The sequence below is a fragment of the Pararhizobium sp. IMCC21322 genome (genome assembly GCF_030758295.1).
In the GTDB taxonomy this organism is placed as follows: Bacteria; Pseudomonadota; Alphaproteobacteria; order Rhizobiales.
Genome location: NZ_CP132335.1, coordinates 44,096 through 59,810, shown reverse-complemented (window position 1 = coordinate 59,810; position 15,715 = coordinate 44,096). Strand labels below are relative to the sequence as shown.

Here is a 15,715-nt window from a genome sequence, read left to right as displayed (position 1 = left end):
ATAAATTGTCCGGCCCTCAGTTGCCGTTCGCAATGCAGGTTTTAACGATAATTCTGGCGAGCCGACTAACTATCTCTTGATTTTTTTGTACTTTTACCAATATGATTCGCACAATGAGATAAAGAAAAACCTTGTTTGGGGGAGTGATAGGGCTTTTCATTTAGCAATTGATAACATATTAGAGCGATCCTGTCGCAAAGCATTGCAACTTCCTACCGCCAAATGCGGTAAGTGGGCTTTTGGGCGTTGTTCGGACTCATAGATAGGGGCCAGTACTACCGAAGCCGGTAGGAAATTTAGATATGATTAGAGAGTTTTTGGATGATATCGCGTTCGCAATGTCTGGAAAACCTATGGATCGTAGGCGCTTGAAGCTTAAACAGCAGGTTTTGGAAGCCGATAGGAATCGCGCAAAAGGTGTCATTTCTTCTTTGAGCCGTGGTAGCGTGCTGCTGCAACTAGAGGAAGTCGGTGACGGTGGTTCAGAACTTAAGTGATCCCATAGAAGATGAAATGCCACCAGCGCCCCAGAGCCTAAATTCTGACCAGCAAGCCAAGATCAACTTTCTCTTGGAGAGATGGAACGGCGTTCAAGGACAACTGAAACGTGCAGAGCAAATCAGTCAGCTTGCAGTGACACCGGCAATTAATGAGCTTCGCTACGCTGGCAGGATGCTCGTGGCGGCTATGTCAAATACATCGCCTACCGATGAAAACGGCGTCCCAAATCTCGATGACGCGATTGTCACCGCAAACCAATATATCACCAACGCGGAGCACGACATTTCAGATGCTCTTGTCTATTTTTATCAAAAGAAAACCGACGACCTCAATGCTCGCTTTGGCGCAGAAACTATTCGTAAAGAGTTCCCCGAGTATGGCAAGCTTCTTGAGCATTTGCAGCAAGCGCGTGGGCTTGTAATTTTGTCTCGCTCCAAAATGTCTGAGCGCAAATCGAATTATCAGGATCTCGTCAAGTTAACGGATGAGATTACCGACAATTATTTTTCGTTTATGGATGCAGAGATACTGTTCGGTTTGGAGATTGAGCATTATCGGGCGCGGATTAAACTTTGGAAATCGGTAAGCTGTGTCACGTTTACTTGGGCGGCCATTATTACTTTGACATTGATCCTAGTTTGAGGCCCCGATTGCGTAAAGTTTTTGTTCTTGCCGACGGGACCAATTGCACAATATTTAGTGAAACTAATATAGGGAAGCTTCACTCGCTATCTAGAGCTGCAGGGTATGAAAGTCACTATGCGTCCGGGGTTGGAGTAGTCAGTCGTGCTAGAGCGATTGACAAAGTTTTTGCTCCAAATCTGGAGATCAAGGCTTTGGACCTATTCGAAACGCTCTTGGCACTTGATCTCAAGAATGACGATCGCCTATATATTTTTGGTTATTCGCGAGGCGCCGTGATCGCTAGGACTCTAGCTATGTGTATCACCTCGAAGGAAAGCTTCATTGCCGCGGCACGTAGGTATGGGATTTATGGAGCGATAGACGCTCAGATTGAGTTTTTGTGCCTCTTTGACCCAGTCGTGGGAAAGCCGCGATTTCATAGATCTTTCGTAAGAAACCATGAGGCCTTTCTTGAGCCCAGGGTTAAAAATTATGTCGAGCTTCTTGCATACGGAGAGCGAAGATTTCGTTTTTCATCCGATAGCTACTCAGCATCGAGTACGGCCAGAAGTAAGTTGGAATTGGCCACTTCGGCGAGAAACGCAGACTCTACAAGTGACAGAACGGCATCATTTCGCACTCTCAACATGCTAAATACAAGGAAGTGTGTTTGGTTTCCTGGTGAGCACTCGGATGTCGGTGGAGACAGTGCGGACAGTTCTCTTAGCGCGCATGCACTTGCCACCGCGCTTGAAGAACTAATGGTTTCGGCAGAAAAAGCCGAAATAGAACTCCGATTTCCCGCAGCAGAATTGCACAAAATTCTCTCTGGCATAAACAGTTCCAACGATCCCAAAGAAAGCAAAAGAAACGGTGGACTGACGAAGCTAATTCGCAAATTTTTTGGGATTGGCTTCCGACGATTGCCACAAAAATGGAACCTAATTCAGCACCTTGCTCATCCGACATGCAAGCATTCAGAGCACACGGCTTTACTCTCTGAGCAACTACCAGTGTACCCCGATTATAAAAGACTCAGGTAAATACCGTCGTAACTTCCTAATACTGGGTCTCTCACCTCAGATCAAATAACGTCCGCTACCCGTTTACGTTTACCAACCGTCAGTCAAGATGTTGTTTGTAACTGTTGGCTGTTGGCTCAAATTTTGACTGCCGCCTGACTCTCAACGCACCCAAAAAACCCGCAAAGCTGTCTGCGTTGCATTCTCCGCGCTTTAGCCTATGTCAGCTCGCGTAAAACCGATGCAGATGCCAAAGGCTGCGACGTGGAAGAGATCGGCTGTGATCAATTCCTGAAACTGGCGCGCGGCCAAGGGCACGTCGCCTATGGCGAGTTCGCCAGCGTCGATATGTTTCTGCAGGATTGTGGCCATCAGAATTTCACCCCGGTCTGCGGGCCTAATTCATAGAAGGTGCGGCCGATTTCGGGGAAGCAGTTGGCTTCGGCGATGGCCCATAGATACAGGTTGGACAGGATCGGCGATGTAAAAGTCTCACCGATGGTTCTGGCGATGGCGCGTAGGTTATCTTTCAGCGTGCCATTTTTCGCAATCATCCATGTGCCAGCCCCGGATCACAACAGTCCCATTTCCTTCAAGGATTTGCGTAATTCATCTGGCCCGGTGAAATGCAGTGCTTGCCAGCCTGCGATTTGGGCCCCTTCGACATTTTTGGGGCTGTCGTCGATAAACAGGCACTCATCAGGACGCAGATTATTTCGGACTGTCAGCACCTCATATATGCGGCGATCAGGTTTAATCAGTTTTTCATGGCCTGACACGACGACATCTTCAAAGATGTTGTTCAATTCGGGATGGACCTGTTTTGTCATGGGCCAGGTTTCCGCGCCCCAATTGGTCAAACCGAATATCCGGTGCCCTGATATTTTCAGATCATCCAAAACCTGCCAGCTGCCACTGATTTTCTTCTGGATGGTATCGGGAAACCGGTCAAAAAACTGATCAAGGAGTGGCGCATGTTCAGGCCATGTTACACTCATTGCAGCCACGGCTTCCAGGCGCGACCGGCCTCGGTCCTGCTCCAAATTCCATTCGTAAAAGCCGACCTCGGCAAAAAACCGGTCAATCGTCGCATCATCTGGAAAAGCTTCGCGGAACGCGGCATGTGCATCCCATGCAATCAATACATTGCCGATGTCAAAAACGATATTCTTCACACAAATCTCCAATTGGCCGGTACCATGATGTGATTTCGATACAGACCGCCAGCTTCGAAGTCGAGCTTTTGTTGTCCAAATCAGGTTTGCGGAAAGCTGTTGGCGGTGGTTTTTTACAGTGGTTTTTTTACAGTGGGTTGATCGCCCCGAATTCACCGTGCCCGATAAGCCCGCAAAAACGTCTGCACTGCATTTTCCGCGCTTTGGTCGATGTCTGCTGGCGTGAAATCGGTGCGGATGCCGAAGCCGAATATTGCGACGTGGAAGAAATCGGTTTTGATCTGTTTCTGAAACTGGCCGCTGATTATGGGGCCCTTAACGACAACCCTCAGTGCTGCATGTTTGACCAACAAGGGGGGCGAGTTCCAATGCCTCTGTTTCAGGGGTTTGTTCCTTAATCAGAGTTGCAATCTCTGCGCCCAAAAGAAGTTCGGATACTTCGCCAAAATGGTGTGCACGAAGTTCTCCGAATTTATCGATCAGCAACATGCTTGGTGTGCCGCGCATTTGGAATGCTGTCATCGTCTTGGGCGATGCCCCGTCACCAGCCGCATCAACACCTACTGGGAACGTTATGCGATATTCGTGCAAGAACGCCTCGAGAGAAACAGGTGTCATTGCAGCGTGATGCTCGAACACTGTGTGGAGTCCGATGACTTCAACCGCACTTTCAGAAAACGCGCTACGCACCCGTTGTGCCAGAGGTAACCCGTGCATCACGCATCCCGGGCACAGCATTTGAAACGCTTCCAGAATGACTACCTTGCCGCGCAGACCGGCAAGCGTTGGTGGCGTTTTTGTATTAAACCACTGGGATATCTGTAACTCAGGGGCCGACATCGATTTCACTTTCTCAAACATGAATGGGGCCGCACCCGGTACGGCCCCGAACCGGGCTCAATTTATAACGCCTGGCAGCGACAGATCACCCGATGCCACGTCAAAGACATCTGTGACGCAAAGTAATGGCGCGTGGATGTTTGCATTGACCCGCAAGGCAGACGTGACGCCATCATAGTTGATACCAGCCAAATTCACGTCACTTGCAAACCCGGCATTGATCTTGATTTCGGGACCATCAAACAGGGGGGTGAAACCCGGACTATCCAAGAAAATTGGGAAACCAGGCCATGTCGCCGGCAAACGCGGGCTGGTCCCTTCCGGGATATCGCGAACGGCCAATGCTCCGGGTCCACACGCTTCGGTTGGTGTCAGAACAACCCAGTGACTGTGCCACAACAGCCCGTCATTTTCAGGGTCTCCGTCCCCGCTTTCATCATACAAAGGTGTGTCATCGAAATCGGGATGACTTGTTGCAGCCATTGCCAGGATGCCTGTGCCGCCTTCAAAGCCGATGGATGCCGGGTCAAGCGAGGTGGGCCAGACATAGGACCACACTGGTGCGCCACCTACGGCGCCAGCGGGATCAGGCTGATCTGCTCCGGCCACACCAGCTGTTGTCATGTGAAACGTCACAACATTGCCGGTACGGTGCGCATGCGCAGCAAGAATGTCAAAGGACGCAATCTGGCTGGCGTCCTCCGGCGAGAGAATAGCCCCTTTCTGTTGAAGGGCATGATCGTTGCCGTATTCACCTTCGGCCCAGGATGAGCAGGCAGCTAATACAGATATCGAGACTGAGAGCGAGAGAACAGTTTTCATTTTCCAGTTCCTTGCATGGTTGGCAGATTGGATTTTAATAGCGAGTCGAAACTATTGCAAGAAAATTATCGACTCGCTATTATAAGATATGAAAACAGAGATACGTATACGCGCGCTGATCAGTCGTCTTGCCCGTTTGGATGCAACCCAAGCCTGGGAGGGGCAATTGAACCCGACCCAAAGGCAGGTGATCGACTATTTATCGCGGGCAAACAGGTTTTCGCGCGGCCCGTCTCAAGTTGCAGACTACCTTGGCACCACACGCGGCACGGTTTCGCAGACATTGAAATCGCTTTTCGGCAAGGGTTATGTGACCGAACACCGCTCGATCAAGGATAAACGTGCGATCAGTTTTGATCTGACAAAGAAAGGCGAGGCAATCGCGCTGCAGCGAAATGCGACCGCGAAAGCGCTGGCGAACATGGACGCCGAGACTCAACACGCGCTTCTTTCATCTCTCGATCAGTTCCTTATCGGAGTGCTACGAGAAAATGACGGCCGCGAATTTGGGTTGTGTAAAGACTGCATGCATTTTGATGCGCGCAATCCAGGCGGCCGCTGCAGACTTCTGGACGAAAATCTGAGCGCCCATGAAACCAACCAAATTTGTCACGAACAGGAAACAGTGTGATGTCTTGCGCCCACAAGCCGTGTCCACGGTATTGGGGGACGTTACACAATGGTGGGATGGACAAACGTCTTGTGTATTGGAAATACGGCGGTTGAAGACATACGAACCATCGACGCATTCGGCTTTGAGGGTGTTGGAAGTATCTGTTCCCACCTTAAACCAAACCAGTTACAATCTCCTCGCCATAAGAGGTGGCACCCAGGTTCGCGGACAGCTGTTATCGGCGCCTCTTTTTAGGGTCTGGACTCAACCTTCCAGTTGAGTCCAGACCCTAAAAAGAGCTTTGAAAAACTCGGATTTTTCTCTCACCCGGATCAGCGAGCCAATGGGTGCACACAAGGGAAAACCGATTATGAAATCCATTGAACAATTGCGCCGTGATGCCAAGGCGTTGAAGAAAGCCCATGAGGCGGGCGAGGTTCATGCGCGGTCGCGGATTGCCAGCATAACGCCGCGTCCGGATGGGGCGGTGTTGAAACATTCAGATTACCTGCATGTGATTGCACGCGAAAACAGTTTTGCAAGCTGGCCATCTCTGAAACTGGCGGTGGACATGCTGGGCATGGATGTTGCTGCCAAACGTCAGCGGCTGAAAATTGCCGTGCATGATGGCCAGTTCAAGGTGGTGGAGCAATTGCTGGCGGACATGCCGACACTGGCTGATGGTGATCTGGGTCTGGAGATTGCGCTGTATCGGCGCGACGCAGTGGAAGCTGCGCTGCAGAAAGAGCCGAAGCGAGCCGTTGAAATGCTTGGCGTGGCATCGCCGCTGATCCATCTGGCACATTCGCGGATGATCAAAGTATGGCCCGAGCGGGAAGCGGACATGCTGGCAATTGCTGAGCTGTTGCTGGCCAATGGTGCTGATGTCAATCTTGGCTCTCCGGCTCATGAAGGCAGCGACCATCAGCTGTCACCGCTCTATTTCGCCATTGGTCATTCAGATAATATGGTGCTGGGCCGCTGGTTGCTGGAGCATGGTGCCAACCCGAATGACAATGAATCGCTGTATCATTCCACCGAGCTTGGCCATCATGACGGGCTGCGCATGTTGCTGAAGCACGGAGCCGATCCGAAAGGCACCAACGCCATGCTGCGGGCGATGGATTTTCATGATCTGGAGGCTGTGCAAATGCTGCTGGATGCCGGAGCGCTTGCCGGTGAATTTGAAGCTGCGTCAGTAGGCGGAGAGCGCCCCTTTGTGGTGCCGGCGCTGCATCAGGCCGCACGGCGCATGTGTGGCCGGGACATGATTGAAAAGCTGCTGGATGCAGGCGCGGACCCGTCCGGCCTGTTTGAAGGCTGTTCGGCCTATGCCTATGCGCGTGTGTTCGGCAACCCGGCAATGGCGGAGGCGCTGGCCGCGCGCGGCTGTGACCTGGCGCTAACGCCTGACGAGGCTTTGTTGGCAAAAGCCGCTGACGGAGCGCTGAAAGGTGATGAGACAATTACGTTCGACCAATTGGCGAGCGGCTATCAGGACATCATTCGCAACATTCTGCATTTGCCGGGGAAACTGGATCATGTGACGCGGCTGGTTGCGCTGGGCATGCACCCGGATCATCCTGATGGACAGGGGATGACGCCGGTGCAACTGGCCGGTTGGGAAGGACTTCCCGAAATGATGGACTTTCTGCTCAGCCAGAAGCCGGATCTGAATTACATCAATGGTTATGGTGGAACACTGCTGAGCACCATCATTCACGGCGCGGACAATTGTCCGGCGCGGGCGGAGCGGGATTATGTCTCCTGTCTCCGTCTGGCTTTGAGCGCAGGGGTTGTCCTGCCACGCTGGGCCATGGACATGGCTGGTGAAGAAGACGTTGCAGCCTTTCTGGCTGATTGGGCGAAGCGCCATCCCGATCAGTTCGTGGAGACTTGATAAGGTTGATATGGCCGGGGAAACGAAAAGGGCCCGCTATTGGATAGCGGGCCCTGATTTGTATCTGTCGCTGGTCGTTGCTCTTATCGGATGTAGAGCATTTCCTGGTAGGTTGGCAGCGGCCATAAATCATCGGCGACAATGGCTTCCAACGCATCCACATGGCCCCGGACTTCCAGCATTTTCGGCAGGATTTCATCCTTGATCATGAAACAATGTGCAGCCACGCTGTCCGCATCATGCTCCTTGGCCTTGAGGGCTTCCAATCCGGCCACTGAATCCTGCAATTTCTTGATCAAAGCCGTCAGTGTGGAAATTGTGTCGTGGTCGGTCTCAACGCCAATGGTCTTCAGGCTGGCCAGACTTGAGGCCATCTGGCCCTGGTAACGAATGGCTGCCGGGAACACCATTGTCCTGGCGATTTCCACCACCAGATTGGATTCCACATTGACCGCAGAAATATACTGCTCGGCATAGACCTCATAGCGGGAGTCCAGTTCGCGCTCGGACAGGACCTCATATTTGGCGAACAGATCAATGTAAGTCTGTTCCTTGAGAACGCCCAGCGCATCCGGTGTTGTGACCAGGTTTGGCAGGCCGCGCCTGGCCGCCTCCGTCTGCCACTCATCTGCATAGCCATCGCCATTGAAGACCACGTTTGAACATTCGCCCCAGACCTTCTTGACGTAGTCAGCAACGGCTGCGCCCAGCTTTTCGGTGCTGGATGTGTCAGCGGCTTCCAGCAATGTGGCCGCTTCATCCAGCGCTTCCGCCATGATCGTGTTCATGGCAACCATTGGGCCGGCGATGGACTGGTTGGAGCCAACAGCGCGGAATTCAAACCGGTTGCCGGTAAAGGCCATCGGGCTGGTGCGGTTACGGTCACCGGAATCCTTTGGAATGGATGGCAGGACATCAACACCCAGGTTCAGTGGAACCCGCTTGGATGTGATCGGGCTGCCATTGACGATGGATTCCATGACCTCATACAGCTCTGTGCCAAGAAACACCGACAGGATGGCAGGCGGTGCTTCATTTGCGCCAAGGCGGTGATCATTTGAGGCTGAGGCAACAACAGAGCGCAGCAATTTCGCGTGTTTGTAAACGGATGAAATCATGGCCGCACAGAACACAACAAACTGAGCGTTTTCTGCAGGTGTATCGCCTGGATCAAACAAATTGCCGGCTTTCGAAGACCCCATGGAGAAATTGACGTGCTTGCCGCTGCCATTGACGCCGGCAAATGGCTTTTCATGAAGCAGGCAGGTCATGCCGTATTTGGTGGCGACCTTGCGCAACGTGGTCATCACCAATTGCTGGTGGTCGGTGGCGACATTGGCCATTTCATAGACCGGGGCCAATTCAAACTGGCCGGGCGCCACTTCATTGTGGCGTGTCTTTGCAGGAATGCCCAGCTTGAAGCATTCGCGTTCCACCTCAAACATGAAGGCCTGAACCCGCTCCGGAATAGCTCCGAAATAGTGATCGTCGAATTCCTGTCCTTTGGGTGGCGGAGAGCCGAACAGGGTTCTGCCAGCGGCCAGAAGGTCTGGGCGTGCGTAATAGAAGTGGTTGTCGACCAGAAAATATTCCTGCTCGGCACCAGCGGAGGACGAGATGAAAGGGCCGTCTGTTCCAAAGAATTTCAGAACGCGCTGGGCGTGTTCGTTAAGCGCCTGCATGGAGCGCAGAACCGGGGTCTTTTTATCCAGCGCTTCGCCTGTCCAGGACACAAAGGCGGTCGGGATGCAGAGCGTCGTGCCGTTTGGATTTTCAATAATGTAGGCCGGGCTTGTGACGTCCCAGATAGTGTAACCACGGGCTTCAAATGTCTGGCGAATGCCGCCATTTGGAAAGGAGGAACCATCCGGCTCGCCCTGGATCAGCGCCTTACCGGCAAAGGTTGCAATCGTGCCGCCATTTCCATCCGGGTCGAAGAAGGAATCGTGTTTCTCGGCGGTCAGGCCGGTGAGCGGATAAAACACATGTGCGTAATGCGTCACGCCTTTTGAAATGGCCCATGTCTTCATCGCCTCGGCGACAGCATCTGCCGTGGTCGGATCCAGTTCCTCGCCTGACGTGATTGTTTTCTTCAACGATTTGAAGATCGCTTTGGGTAGGCGTTGTTCCATTTCATTCAAACTGAAAACATTATCGCCCCAGACACTGCTGGTCGGGCTTGATACAAAATCAAAACCGGATTCAACGGTTGGTGTCGATGTAATTGCTGAAATGGCATTCAAACGCACGGTATTGCCGCTCATAGTAATCTCCTGGTGGAACTCTATGGGCTGAGAAGCAATTTTCATGCCAGTTGAGAGGGTGAAAATTTGCTGTAAATTGGAAGCAAACGGGACCGATTGCCTGAAAAATAGACAGTATGATTATTTTTATTGCACGCCCGCACAGTGCGACCGTTCGTGGTATCAGCCCGTTGAACGCGGCGCGGCGTAAGGGATGCTGGCCTGTTTGCGTGTGCTGGTCTGGTGTCTGAAGATCATAAGTAGAACTATACAGGCAATCAGCATGAGTGTGCCTATATCAAAGGCAATGCTGATACGGCCGGACAGATCGGCAAGGTATCCTGCTGCCAGCGGTCCAAGCACGACGAACATGTAGAAGATTGTAAAAAACACGCCCATGCCAATTGCGCGGTTGCCGGCCAGCAATATGCGTGACGGCAGGCTCATGATCGGGCCTGCCGAAAGCCCCGCAACTGCACCCATTATTGTAAAGCTGAGCAGGATTGCATCCGTGCGTGCCGCTATGATCAGCATGATTGCAAACAGGATGAGGCCCGTCATCAGCACAGTGTCCACCCGCTTGGTGCGATCTGCAAGAATGCCGCCAAGAGGGATTGAGATAGCCATGACCCAAAGCACAATACTGGTAACGGAACTGGCGGCTGTAGCAGTCCAGCCCTGTTCCGCCAGCATGGCGGGCGCAAAGCTGAAAACCATGCTGAGCGCGGCATTATAAAGACCCCAGATCAACCCGGCGCATATGACCAGCCACAAGGTGGTGCCACGCAGGGGAACGGGCTGTGTGTCTTGCGCATTAAGGCCGGCCGGAGCCTCATAGGCTGTGGCCAGCAGGGCAAAGCCGCAGATGGCCGGAACTGCGACCATCAGCAAGGCCATGTTGAGGCCTGTTGCGTCGGCAAGACCGGGCAGAACAAGCAGGGCAAGCGCTATGCCGACCGGCCAGGAATTGACAAAGATGCCCATGGCGGTCGCGATTTCGCGCCCTGCAAACCAGTCCGTGACCATTTTGGTCATCAGGACATTCAGCAGAACGCCGCCAACGCCCGCTATCACCCGGCCAGCGAGTTGCAGTTCCCAGGTGCTGCCGATGGCGACCATCAACCCGCCAACGCACATCAGCAACAGACCCGCCAGAACGACCTGCTTTTCGCCAAAGCGTTTGCCGATGGCCCCGCCGGGCAACGCCAGAAAAATGCCGGGCGACAGATAAAGGCCGATCAACAGACCGATATCAGCAATGCCGATCTTGTAGGCTTCCATGAAAAAAGGTGACAGAGCTGCGACGGCCTGAAACTGAAAAGCCATGGCAACGCGAATGCTGAACAGCAAGGCCAGAACCTGCCAACGATTTGTCATTTTTCGGCCCCGATACATGCCTTGCCGCGCTTTGGTGTGCAGCTTCATTGCAACGCTAGGCGGCTTTGGACAGGGCGCCTATCGGGCGTATGATGTATATTCATGCGTATTTACAATCATCTGCTACTGCATTTGCTGTATAGAAAGCGATGGTCAAAGCCGTCATAGATTCCAGACCCAAGCTGCGCAACAAGAGGCTATCCGTGCAACAAGAGACTCTGACACCGCGGGAGCACGAGGTTGCAACTGCCTATGCCAGCGGTGACACCTACCACAAGATTGCCGGGCAATTGGGCATTGCGCCGTCCACTGTGCGCACGCATCTGACGACGATTTATCGCAAGCTCGGTGTATCCTCGAAGATTGAATTATACGGTGTTCTGAACGGTGAAGCACAGATACAGCCCTCTGATGACGCGGAAAAGGCTGCGCTGATTTCGGAGTTGGCGCTCAGTCTGGAGGAGGCCGTGCGGCGGGAACGTGTGCTGGGCGAGGTGTTGCGGATTATCAGCCGCTCAAACGGGCAATTGGACGAGGTGATCGCCTCTGTGCTGGGTTATGCACTGGAACTGTGTGATGCGGAGTTTGGCATTCTGTTTGAGTATGATGATAGTTCCGGCTATCGGGCGAATTACATGCGCGGAATTCCAGCTGTGTTTTCCGACTGGCTGTCTGAGATGGGGTCGTTTCATGTTGGTCCCAAAACCGGGCTTGGCCGTGTGATTGCCGCCCACGAAGTGATCAATATTTCCGATGTACGCTCAGAGACGATTTATCACACCGGTGATCCGCTGCGTCACGCCACTGCGGATCTGGGTGGCGCGCGGTCCTTTGCCGCCATACCAATGCTGGCCGGAGAGCGGTTGATCGGGGCGTTTTCCGTCTATCGTCAGACGGTCCGCCCGTTTGATGACAAGGCGCTTGAAACGGCGCAGATGTTTGCCGATCAAAGTGTCATTGCCATTGAAAATGCGCGTCTGATCGGTCGCTGAGCATCCATCCTTGGATGGATTGTGCGTCTTGTCTGGATGATTTACGTTTTCTGCGAGTTGTTCAGTGCCGCTGTCAGCGTTGCGCGGGACGGGAGCTTCAACCGCCGTAAAATGGCGTGAACATGGTCTTTGACGGTAGCAAGGGTAATGCCGAGGTCAGCTGCAATCTGGCGGTTTGTTTTCCCTTCCGTCACCAGCTTCGCAACATGTTTCTGGCGCGGGGTCAATGCGGACAGAAGCAGGCTTTCAGCCGGTTTGTCTGACAGCATCACGAGCGGCGCACCAATTGCCTGACTGGCATCCAGATCGATTGTCAATTCCAGGCCGGGCCGAACCAGCGGGGCGAGGGGTTTGATAATGGATTGCGGAATCGGCCTGGTCGGCACGTTACCAAGCTCGGCCACAACAGACGACAGGGCACTGAGAAGTTTTGGATCAACGGACATAGGAACAGGACCACTTTCATGACTCACATGCCATTAGAGATCACAAATTTCTTCCTTGCAATGCAGGCCGGACCATCCGGACTGGATGTGCTGGGGCCTTTGTTTTCAAATGACGCTGAATATACCGAGCCGTTTTCCGGCAGTGCGGAGCCCCATCGTGGGCGTGCCGCCATTCTGCAGGCCTTTGATGCCAGCCGCAGTGATGATTTTGATGATGCGGTGATTACACTTGGCAGTGTGGCGATCTCGGGTGAGGTGATAACGGTGCGCTGGACCTGCATTTCAAAGGCCATTCCCGGCGGACAGGGCAGCGGCACAAATGTGTTTCATCTCAGGAAGGGCCAAATCATTTCGCTGGTGACGACACTGGATATGAGCCCTGATGCCTAGGGTGCGCACCCTAGAAAGCCCCTGATGTCCGGAAGCGCCTATTGCCAGCCTTGCGACAGATCGAAAGCCGTTGATTTTTCATCATCGGTCAGATCTTTAAACCAGTCTGTCAGCCATGTATCTTCCAGACCTGAACGGCGGGAAATGAGGTGCCATTTGCCCGCTTCAATCTGGTTTCTTTCTGTGCCACTGCCGGTTGCCATCAATCGGGCAATGCGGGATTGGGCAACCGGGTTTCCAGCGTTTGCGGCGCGTAGAAACCAGGCGGCAGCTGCCTCCTGATCCGGGTCAATGCCGCGCCCTTCAAAGAGCATGGTCGCCAGTTCAATCTGAGCATCGGCAAGGCCTTGTTCTGCGGCTTTCTGATACCATTCAGCCGCGACACTTTCATCGCGGGCAACCCCTGCACCTTCATCAAATGCCCCGCCCAGCGCATATTGTGCCTGTGCATGTCCTGCAAGCGCTGCACGGCGCAGATAGGCTGCAGCCACGCCCACATTACGTTCCACCGCCTCGCCTTCCAGAAACAGAAGCGCCAGATTGTAGAGCGCGTCTGCGTGGCCGGTTTGGCCGGCCTCCCGAAACATTTGTGCGGCTATCGCCTTGTCCGGAAGGACGCCATGACCGCGCAAATGCATCATGCCGAGCGCAAATTTGGCTTGTGGATCGCCGGATTTTGCGGCCAACCGAAACCAGTCTGCCGCTTGACGGTAGTTCTTTTCCATCCCCTCACCCTGATAAAGGATCTGGCCCAGTAAGGTCTGGGACGGTGCGTCACCCTGTTCTGCTTTTTCCAAAGCCAGACCGAACGCTTCCAGGTAGTAACCACGCTGATAGGCGCCAAAGGCCGGGTCCAGAATGGGGGGTGGCAAATTTATCGCTGCCGTTTCGGTTTCGGCGGCTTCACCGGAAAGGTCTCCGGCAGGTTCCAGCGTCGCGACTGGCTCGGTAAGCCCGGCAGGGTCTGGCGTTGCGGTTGGATTGACGGCATCCGTCTGCTGGGCCTGTGCGGGAGCAAAGGCCAATCCGGTAAGAACAAACACTGTCAGAAGCGTGCGCTGCAAGATGATCAAAAATCCTGAATGTGATGCCGGACGGGCAATGCCCTATCCGCCTTGCAGCAATTTATGAGCTTCCATTATGGCAGTTTCTGGGCCATCCGGGTGCTGCCAGACAAAGCTGCCAACGCCAATAAAATCTGCACCTGTTGTGAGCGCGTTGCTCACATCGTCGAGATTTTTGCCGGCCATCGCCACGCAGGGAATTTCAAACAGATCGGCCCACCAGCCCGCCAGTTCCAGCGTTGTTTCCGTCTCACTTTCACCGGTTTCAAACACATCGCCAAACAACAGATAATCCGGCAGGGCTTCGCCTTTTTCCATGGCGTCATGCCGGTCCTTGATGGCTCCGGCACCGACAATTTTTTTCGGTTGGAAACGGCTGGTGACGTCCTTGAGTTCTTTCAGATTGCCGGTCAGATGAATGCCGTCCGCATTGGCACGGCCACTGATCTGTGTGTCATTCATGGTCAGCGCTGCTGCGCCATGATTCTGGGCGATGGGTACCAGTTGCTTGCAGTCATTTTGATAGGTATCGGACACATTGTCTGGGCCTCTTGGTGCGATCAGCACAGCCGCGACATCGGCCGCTTTGAGCACGGTTTCCAACAGAGTTGCAAATGCATCCCTGTCGTCAAATTGGGGCGTCACCAGAAACAGCTGAGCACCGGGGCGTAAATTTGCAACCATTATACTTCCAAACTGTCTGACCATTTACCACAGGCAGCCAATCCGTTCATGCGGGCGCGATGATCGAATGCTTTTTGGGCCGCTGCCGTGTTTTCCGACTTGCCACACCATGTTTTCAGAGCCGAGGCCTGCAAGGCTCGACCATAGGAGAAGGTCAGAACCCAGGGCAGATCATAGGCCGCATTCATGGCGTTCAAATGTGCTGTGGCTTCAAGATCGGTCTGGCCTCCGGACAGGAAGGCAATGCCGGGAACCGCCGCCGGGACTTCAGCCTTGAAGCAGGCAATGGTCTTCTCTGCCACTTCTTCAATGCTGGCGCGTTTTGCGCAGTGCTGGCCGGGGACCACCATGTTCGGTTTGAGGATCATGCCTTCAAGATCTACCTTGGCATCGTAGAGCTCATTGAAAACAGCGCTCAGCACCCAGCGGGAGACTTCAGCGCATTGATCAATGTCGTGTTTGGCGTCCGGCCCGTCCATGGCGACTTCCGGCTCGACGATGGGCACAATTCCGGCTTCCTGACAGAGCGCTGCATAGCGGGCGAGGCCGTGGGCATTGGCCTTCACCGCATTCCAGCTTGGCCGACCATCGCCGATGGAAATAACAGAACGCCATTTTGCGAATCTCGCACCTTTGTCATGATACTCCGCAAGCCGCTCTCGCAGTCCATCAAGGCCTTCCGTCACGGTTTCTCCGGGATGGCCCGCAAGCGGCTTTGCGCCCTTGTCGACCTTGACGCCGGGAATGGCTCCGGTGGCCGTGATCAGATCGACCAGGCGGGTGCCATCCGATCCGGTCTGGTTCAGTGTTTCTTCAAACAGAATGACGCCCGAAACGGCCTCTTTCATAGCGTCGCTGCGGAACAGCATTTCGCGGTATTCACAACGGCTGGCAGCTGTGCAATCGACATGGATGCTGTCGAAGCGTTTTTTAATCGTGCCGGTGCTCTCGTCAGCGGCCAGAAGGCCCTGTCCCTGTTTTACCATTGCGGAAGCGATGTCGTGAATTGTGCTCATGAGTGT

At 53.7% G+C, this 15,715-nt stretch carries 19 protein-coding genes; 7 read left to right on the top strand and 12 right to left on the bottom strand.

Annotated elements, in window-relative coordinates:
- Positions 1–302 precede the first annotated feature (302 nt).
- The 3 genes from RAL91_RS00330 to RAL91_RS24970 are packed head-to-tail and all read left to right on the top strand — an operon-like array spanning position 303 to position 2,168.
- Positions 303–497, top strand: a complete 195-nt coding sequence (locus RAL91_RS00330) for a hypothetical protein (protein WP_306258988.1) — start codon at positions 303–305, stop codon at positions 495–497.
- Positions 478–1,143: a hypothetical protein gene (locus RAL91_RS00325; protein WP_306258987.1), complete on the top strand. Its 666-nt coding sequence runs from the start codon at positions 478–480 to the stop codon at positions 1,141–1,143. The genes RAL91_RS00330 and RAL91_RS00325 overlap by 20 nt, the downstream gene beginning before the upstream one ends.
- Positions 1,074–2,168, top strand: coding sequence for a phospholipase effector Tle1 domain-containing protein (locus RAL91_RS24970; RefSeq protein WP_371932467.1), 1,095 nt, complete (start codon positions 1,074–1,076; stop codon positions 2,166–2,168). The genes RAL91_RS00325 and RAL91_RS24970 overlap by 70 nt, the downstream gene beginning before the upstream one ends.
- A gap of 192 nt (positions 2,169–2,360) precedes the next feature.
- On the opposite strand, the gene RAL91_RS00320 is transcribed toward RAL91_RS24970, so the two are convergent.
- The 6 genes from RAL91_RS00320 to RAL91_RS00300 all read right to left on the bottom strand — a co-directional run bounded on the left by RAL91_RS00320 (position 2,361) and on the right by RAL91_RS00300 (position 4,984).
- Positions 2,361–2,519, bottom strand: a complete 159-nt coding sequence (locus RAL91_RS00320; protein ID WP_306258986.1) for a TetR/AcrR family transcriptional regulator C-terminal domain-containing protein — start codon at positions 2,517–2,519, stop codon at positions 2,361–2,363.
- Positions 2,519–2,701, bottom strand: coding sequence for a TetR/AcrR family transcriptional regulator C-terminal domain-containing protein (locus tag RAL91_RS00315; RefSeq protein ID WP_306258985.1), 183 nt, complete (start codon positions 2,699–2,701; stop codon positions 2,519–2,521). Before RAL91_RS00315 ends, RAL91_RS00320 begins: the two co-directional genes overlap by 1 nt.
- 18 nt (positions 2,702–2,719) lie before the next feature.
- Entirely contained in the window at positions 2,720–3,322 is a 603-nt protein-coding gene (locus RAL91_RS00310; protein ID WP_306258984.1) for an HAD family phosphatase, read from the bottom strand.
- A 152-nt stretch (positions 3,323–3,474) separates the two neighbouring features.
- Positions 3,475–3,672, bottom strand: coding sequence for a TetR/AcrR family transcriptional regulator C-terminal domain-containing protein (locus RAL91_RS24965; protein WP_371932566.1), 198 nt, complete (start codon positions 3,670–3,672; stop codon positions 3,475–3,477).
- Entirely contained in the window at positions 3,638–4,183 is a 546-nt protein-coding gene (locus RAL91_RS00305) for a redoxin domain-containing protein (protein WP_306258983.1), read from the bottom strand. Before RAL91_RS00305 ends, RAL91_RS24965 begins: the two co-directional genes overlap by 35 nt.
- Before the next feature lie 36 nt (positions 4,184–4,219).
- The gene (locus RAL91_RS00300; protein ID WP_306258982.1) at positions 4,220–4,984 is read right to left on the bottom strand and encodes a hypothetical protein; all 765 of its coding nucleotides are present in this window, start codon (positions 4,982–4,984) and stop codon (positions 4,220–4,222) included.
- 166 nt (positions 4,985–5,150) lie between these two features.
- Between RAL91_RS00300 and RAL91_RS00295 the strand changes: the two genes are divergently transcribed.
- Entirely contained in the window at positions 5,151–5,615 is a 465-nt protein-coding gene (locus tag RAL91_RS00295) for a MarR family winged helix-turn-helix transcriptional regulator (RefSeq protein ID WP_306258981.1), read from the top strand.
- A 352-nt stretch (positions 5,616–5,967) separates the two neighbouring features.
- Positions 5,968–7,497: an ankyrin repeat domain-containing protein gene (locus RAL91_RS00290; RefSeq protein WP_306258980.1), complete on the top strand. Its 1,530-nt coding sequence runs from the start codon at positions 5,968–5,970 to the stop codon at positions 7,495–7,497.
- Positions 7,498–7,580: 83 nt separating this feature from the next.
- Here RAL91_RS00290 and RAL91_RS00285 read toward each other — a convergent pair whose 3' ends face one another.
- Both RAL91_RS00285 and RAL91_RS00280 read right to left on the bottom strand, forming a co-directional pair.
- On the bottom strand, positions 7,581–9,761 hold the full coding sequence (locus tag RAL91_RS00285) for a glutamine synthetase III (RefSeq protein ID WP_306258979.1): 2,181 nt from the start codon (positions 9,759–9,761) through the stop codon (positions 7,581–7,583).
- A 162-nt stretch (positions 9,762–9,923) separates the two neighbouring features.
- A complete protein-coding gene (locus RAL91_RS00280; RefSeq protein WP_306258978.1) occupies positions 9,924–11,117 on the bottom strand; it encodes a CynX/NimT family MFS transporter in 1,194 nt (397 codons plus the stop codon).
- Positions 11,118–11,320: 203 nt separating this feature from the next.
- Between RAL91_RS00280 and RAL91_RS00275 the strand changes: the two genes are divergently transcribed.
- Positions 11,321–12,109 carry a LuxR C-terminal-related transcriptional regulator gene (locus tag RAL91_RS00275; RefSeq protein WP_306258977.1) on the top strand — a complete coding sequence of 263 codons (789 nt, stop codon included), beginning with the start codon at positions 11,321–11,323 and terminating at the stop codon, positions 12,107–12,109.
- Between the two features lie 41 nt (positions 12,110–12,150).
- On the opposite strand, the gene RAL91_RS00270 is transcribed toward RAL91_RS00275, so the two are convergent.
- Positions 12,151–12,555, bottom strand: coding sequence for a helix-turn-helix transcriptional regulator (locus RAL91_RS00270; RefSeq protein WP_306258976.1), 405 nt, complete (start codon positions 12,553–12,555; stop codon positions 12,151–12,153).
- 18 nt (positions 12,556–12,573) lie between these two features.
- Here RAL91_RS00270 and RAL91_RS00265 point away from each other — a divergent pair, with 18 nt between their 5' ends.
- A complete protein-coding gene (locus tag RAL91_RS00265; protein ID WP_306258975.1) occupies positions 12,574–12,945 on the top strand; it encodes a nuclear transport factor 2 family protein in 372 nt (123 codons plus the stop codon).
- Positions 12,946–12,983: 38 nt separating this feature from the next.
- Here the strand turns inward: RAL91_RS00265 and RAL91_RS00260 are convergent, their stop codons facing one another.
- Genes RAL91_RS00260 through RAL91_RS00250 form a run of 3 tightly spaced genes read right to left on the bottom strand, consistent with a single transcriptional unit; the run spans position 12,984 to position 15,709 of the window.
- The gene (locus RAL91_RS00260) at positions 12,984–14,009 is read right to left on the bottom strand and encodes a tetratricopeptide repeat protein (RefSeq protein WP_306258974.1); all 1,026 of its coding nucleotides are present in this window, start codon (positions 14,007–14,009) and stop codon (positions 12,984–12,986) included.
- Positions 14,010–14,051: 42 nt separating this feature from the next.
- The gene (locus RAL91_RS00255; protein ID WP_306258973.1) at positions 14,052–14,693 is read right to left on the bottom strand and encodes a thiamine phosphate synthase; all 642 of its coding nucleotides are present in this window, start codon (positions 14,691–14,693) and stop codon (positions 14,052–14,054) included.
- Positions 14,693–15,709, bottom strand: a complete 1,017-nt coding sequence (locus tag RAL91_RS00250) for a class I fructose-bisphosphate aldolase (protein ID WP_306258972.1) — start codon at positions 15,707–15,709, stop codon at positions 14,693–14,695. Before RAL91_RS00250 ends, RAL91_RS00255 begins: the two co-directional genes overlap by 1 nt.
- Between the last annotated feature and the right edge of the window lie 6 nt (positions 15,710–15,715).

Bases quoted from the DNA above. Each gene is read 5' to 3' on its own strand.
- RAL91_RS00315 (WP_306258985.1), bottom strand. From the start codon at position 2,701: ATGATTGCGAAAAATGGCACGCTGAAAGATAACCTACGCGCCATCGCC.
- RAL91_RS00305 (WP_306258983.1), bottom strand. From the start codon at position 4,183: ATGTTTGAGAAAGTGAAATCGATGTCGGCCCCTGAGTTACAGATATCC.
- RAL91_RS00255 (WP_306258973.1), bottom strand. From the start codon at position 14,693: ATGGTTGCAAATTTACGCCCCGGTGCTCAGCTGTTTCTGGTGACGCCC.
- RAL91_RS00300 (WP_306258982.1), bottom strand. From the start codon at position 4,984: ATGAAAACTGTTCTCTCGCTCTCAGTCTCGATATCTGTATTAGCTGCC.
- RAL91_RS00250 (WP_306258972.1), bottom strand. From the start codon at position 15,709: ATGAGCACAATTCACGACATCGCTTCCGCAATGGTAAAACAGGGACAG.
- RAL91_RS00265 (WP_306258975.1), top strand. From the start codon at position 12,574: ATGACTCACATGCCATTAGAGATCACAAATTTCTTCCTTGCAATGCAG.
- RAL91_RS00270 (WP_306258976.1), bottom strand. From the start codon at position 12,555: ATGTCCGTTGATCCAAAACTTCTCAGTGCCCTGTCGTCTGTTGTGGCC.
- RAL91_RS00285 (WP_306258979.1), bottom strand. From the start codon at position 9,761: ATGAGCGGCAATACCGTGCGTTTGAATGCCATTTCAGCAATTACATCG.
- RAL91_RS00320 (WP_306258986.1), bottom strand. From the start codon at position 2,519: ATGGCCACAATCCTGCAGAAACATATCGACGCTGGCGAACTCGCCATA.
- RAL91_RS00290 (WP_306258980.1), top strand. From the start codon at position 5,968: ATGAAATCCATTGAACAATTGCGCCGTGATGCCAAGGCGTTGAAGAAA.
- RAL91_RS00280 (WP_306258978.1), bottom strand. From the start codon at position 11,117: ATGACAAATCGTTGGCAGGTTCTGGCCTTGCTGTTCAGCATTCGCGTT.
- RAL91_RS00330 (WP_306258988.1), top strand. From the start codon at position 303: ATGATTAGAGAGTTTTTGGATGATATCGCGTTCGCAATGTCTGGAAAA.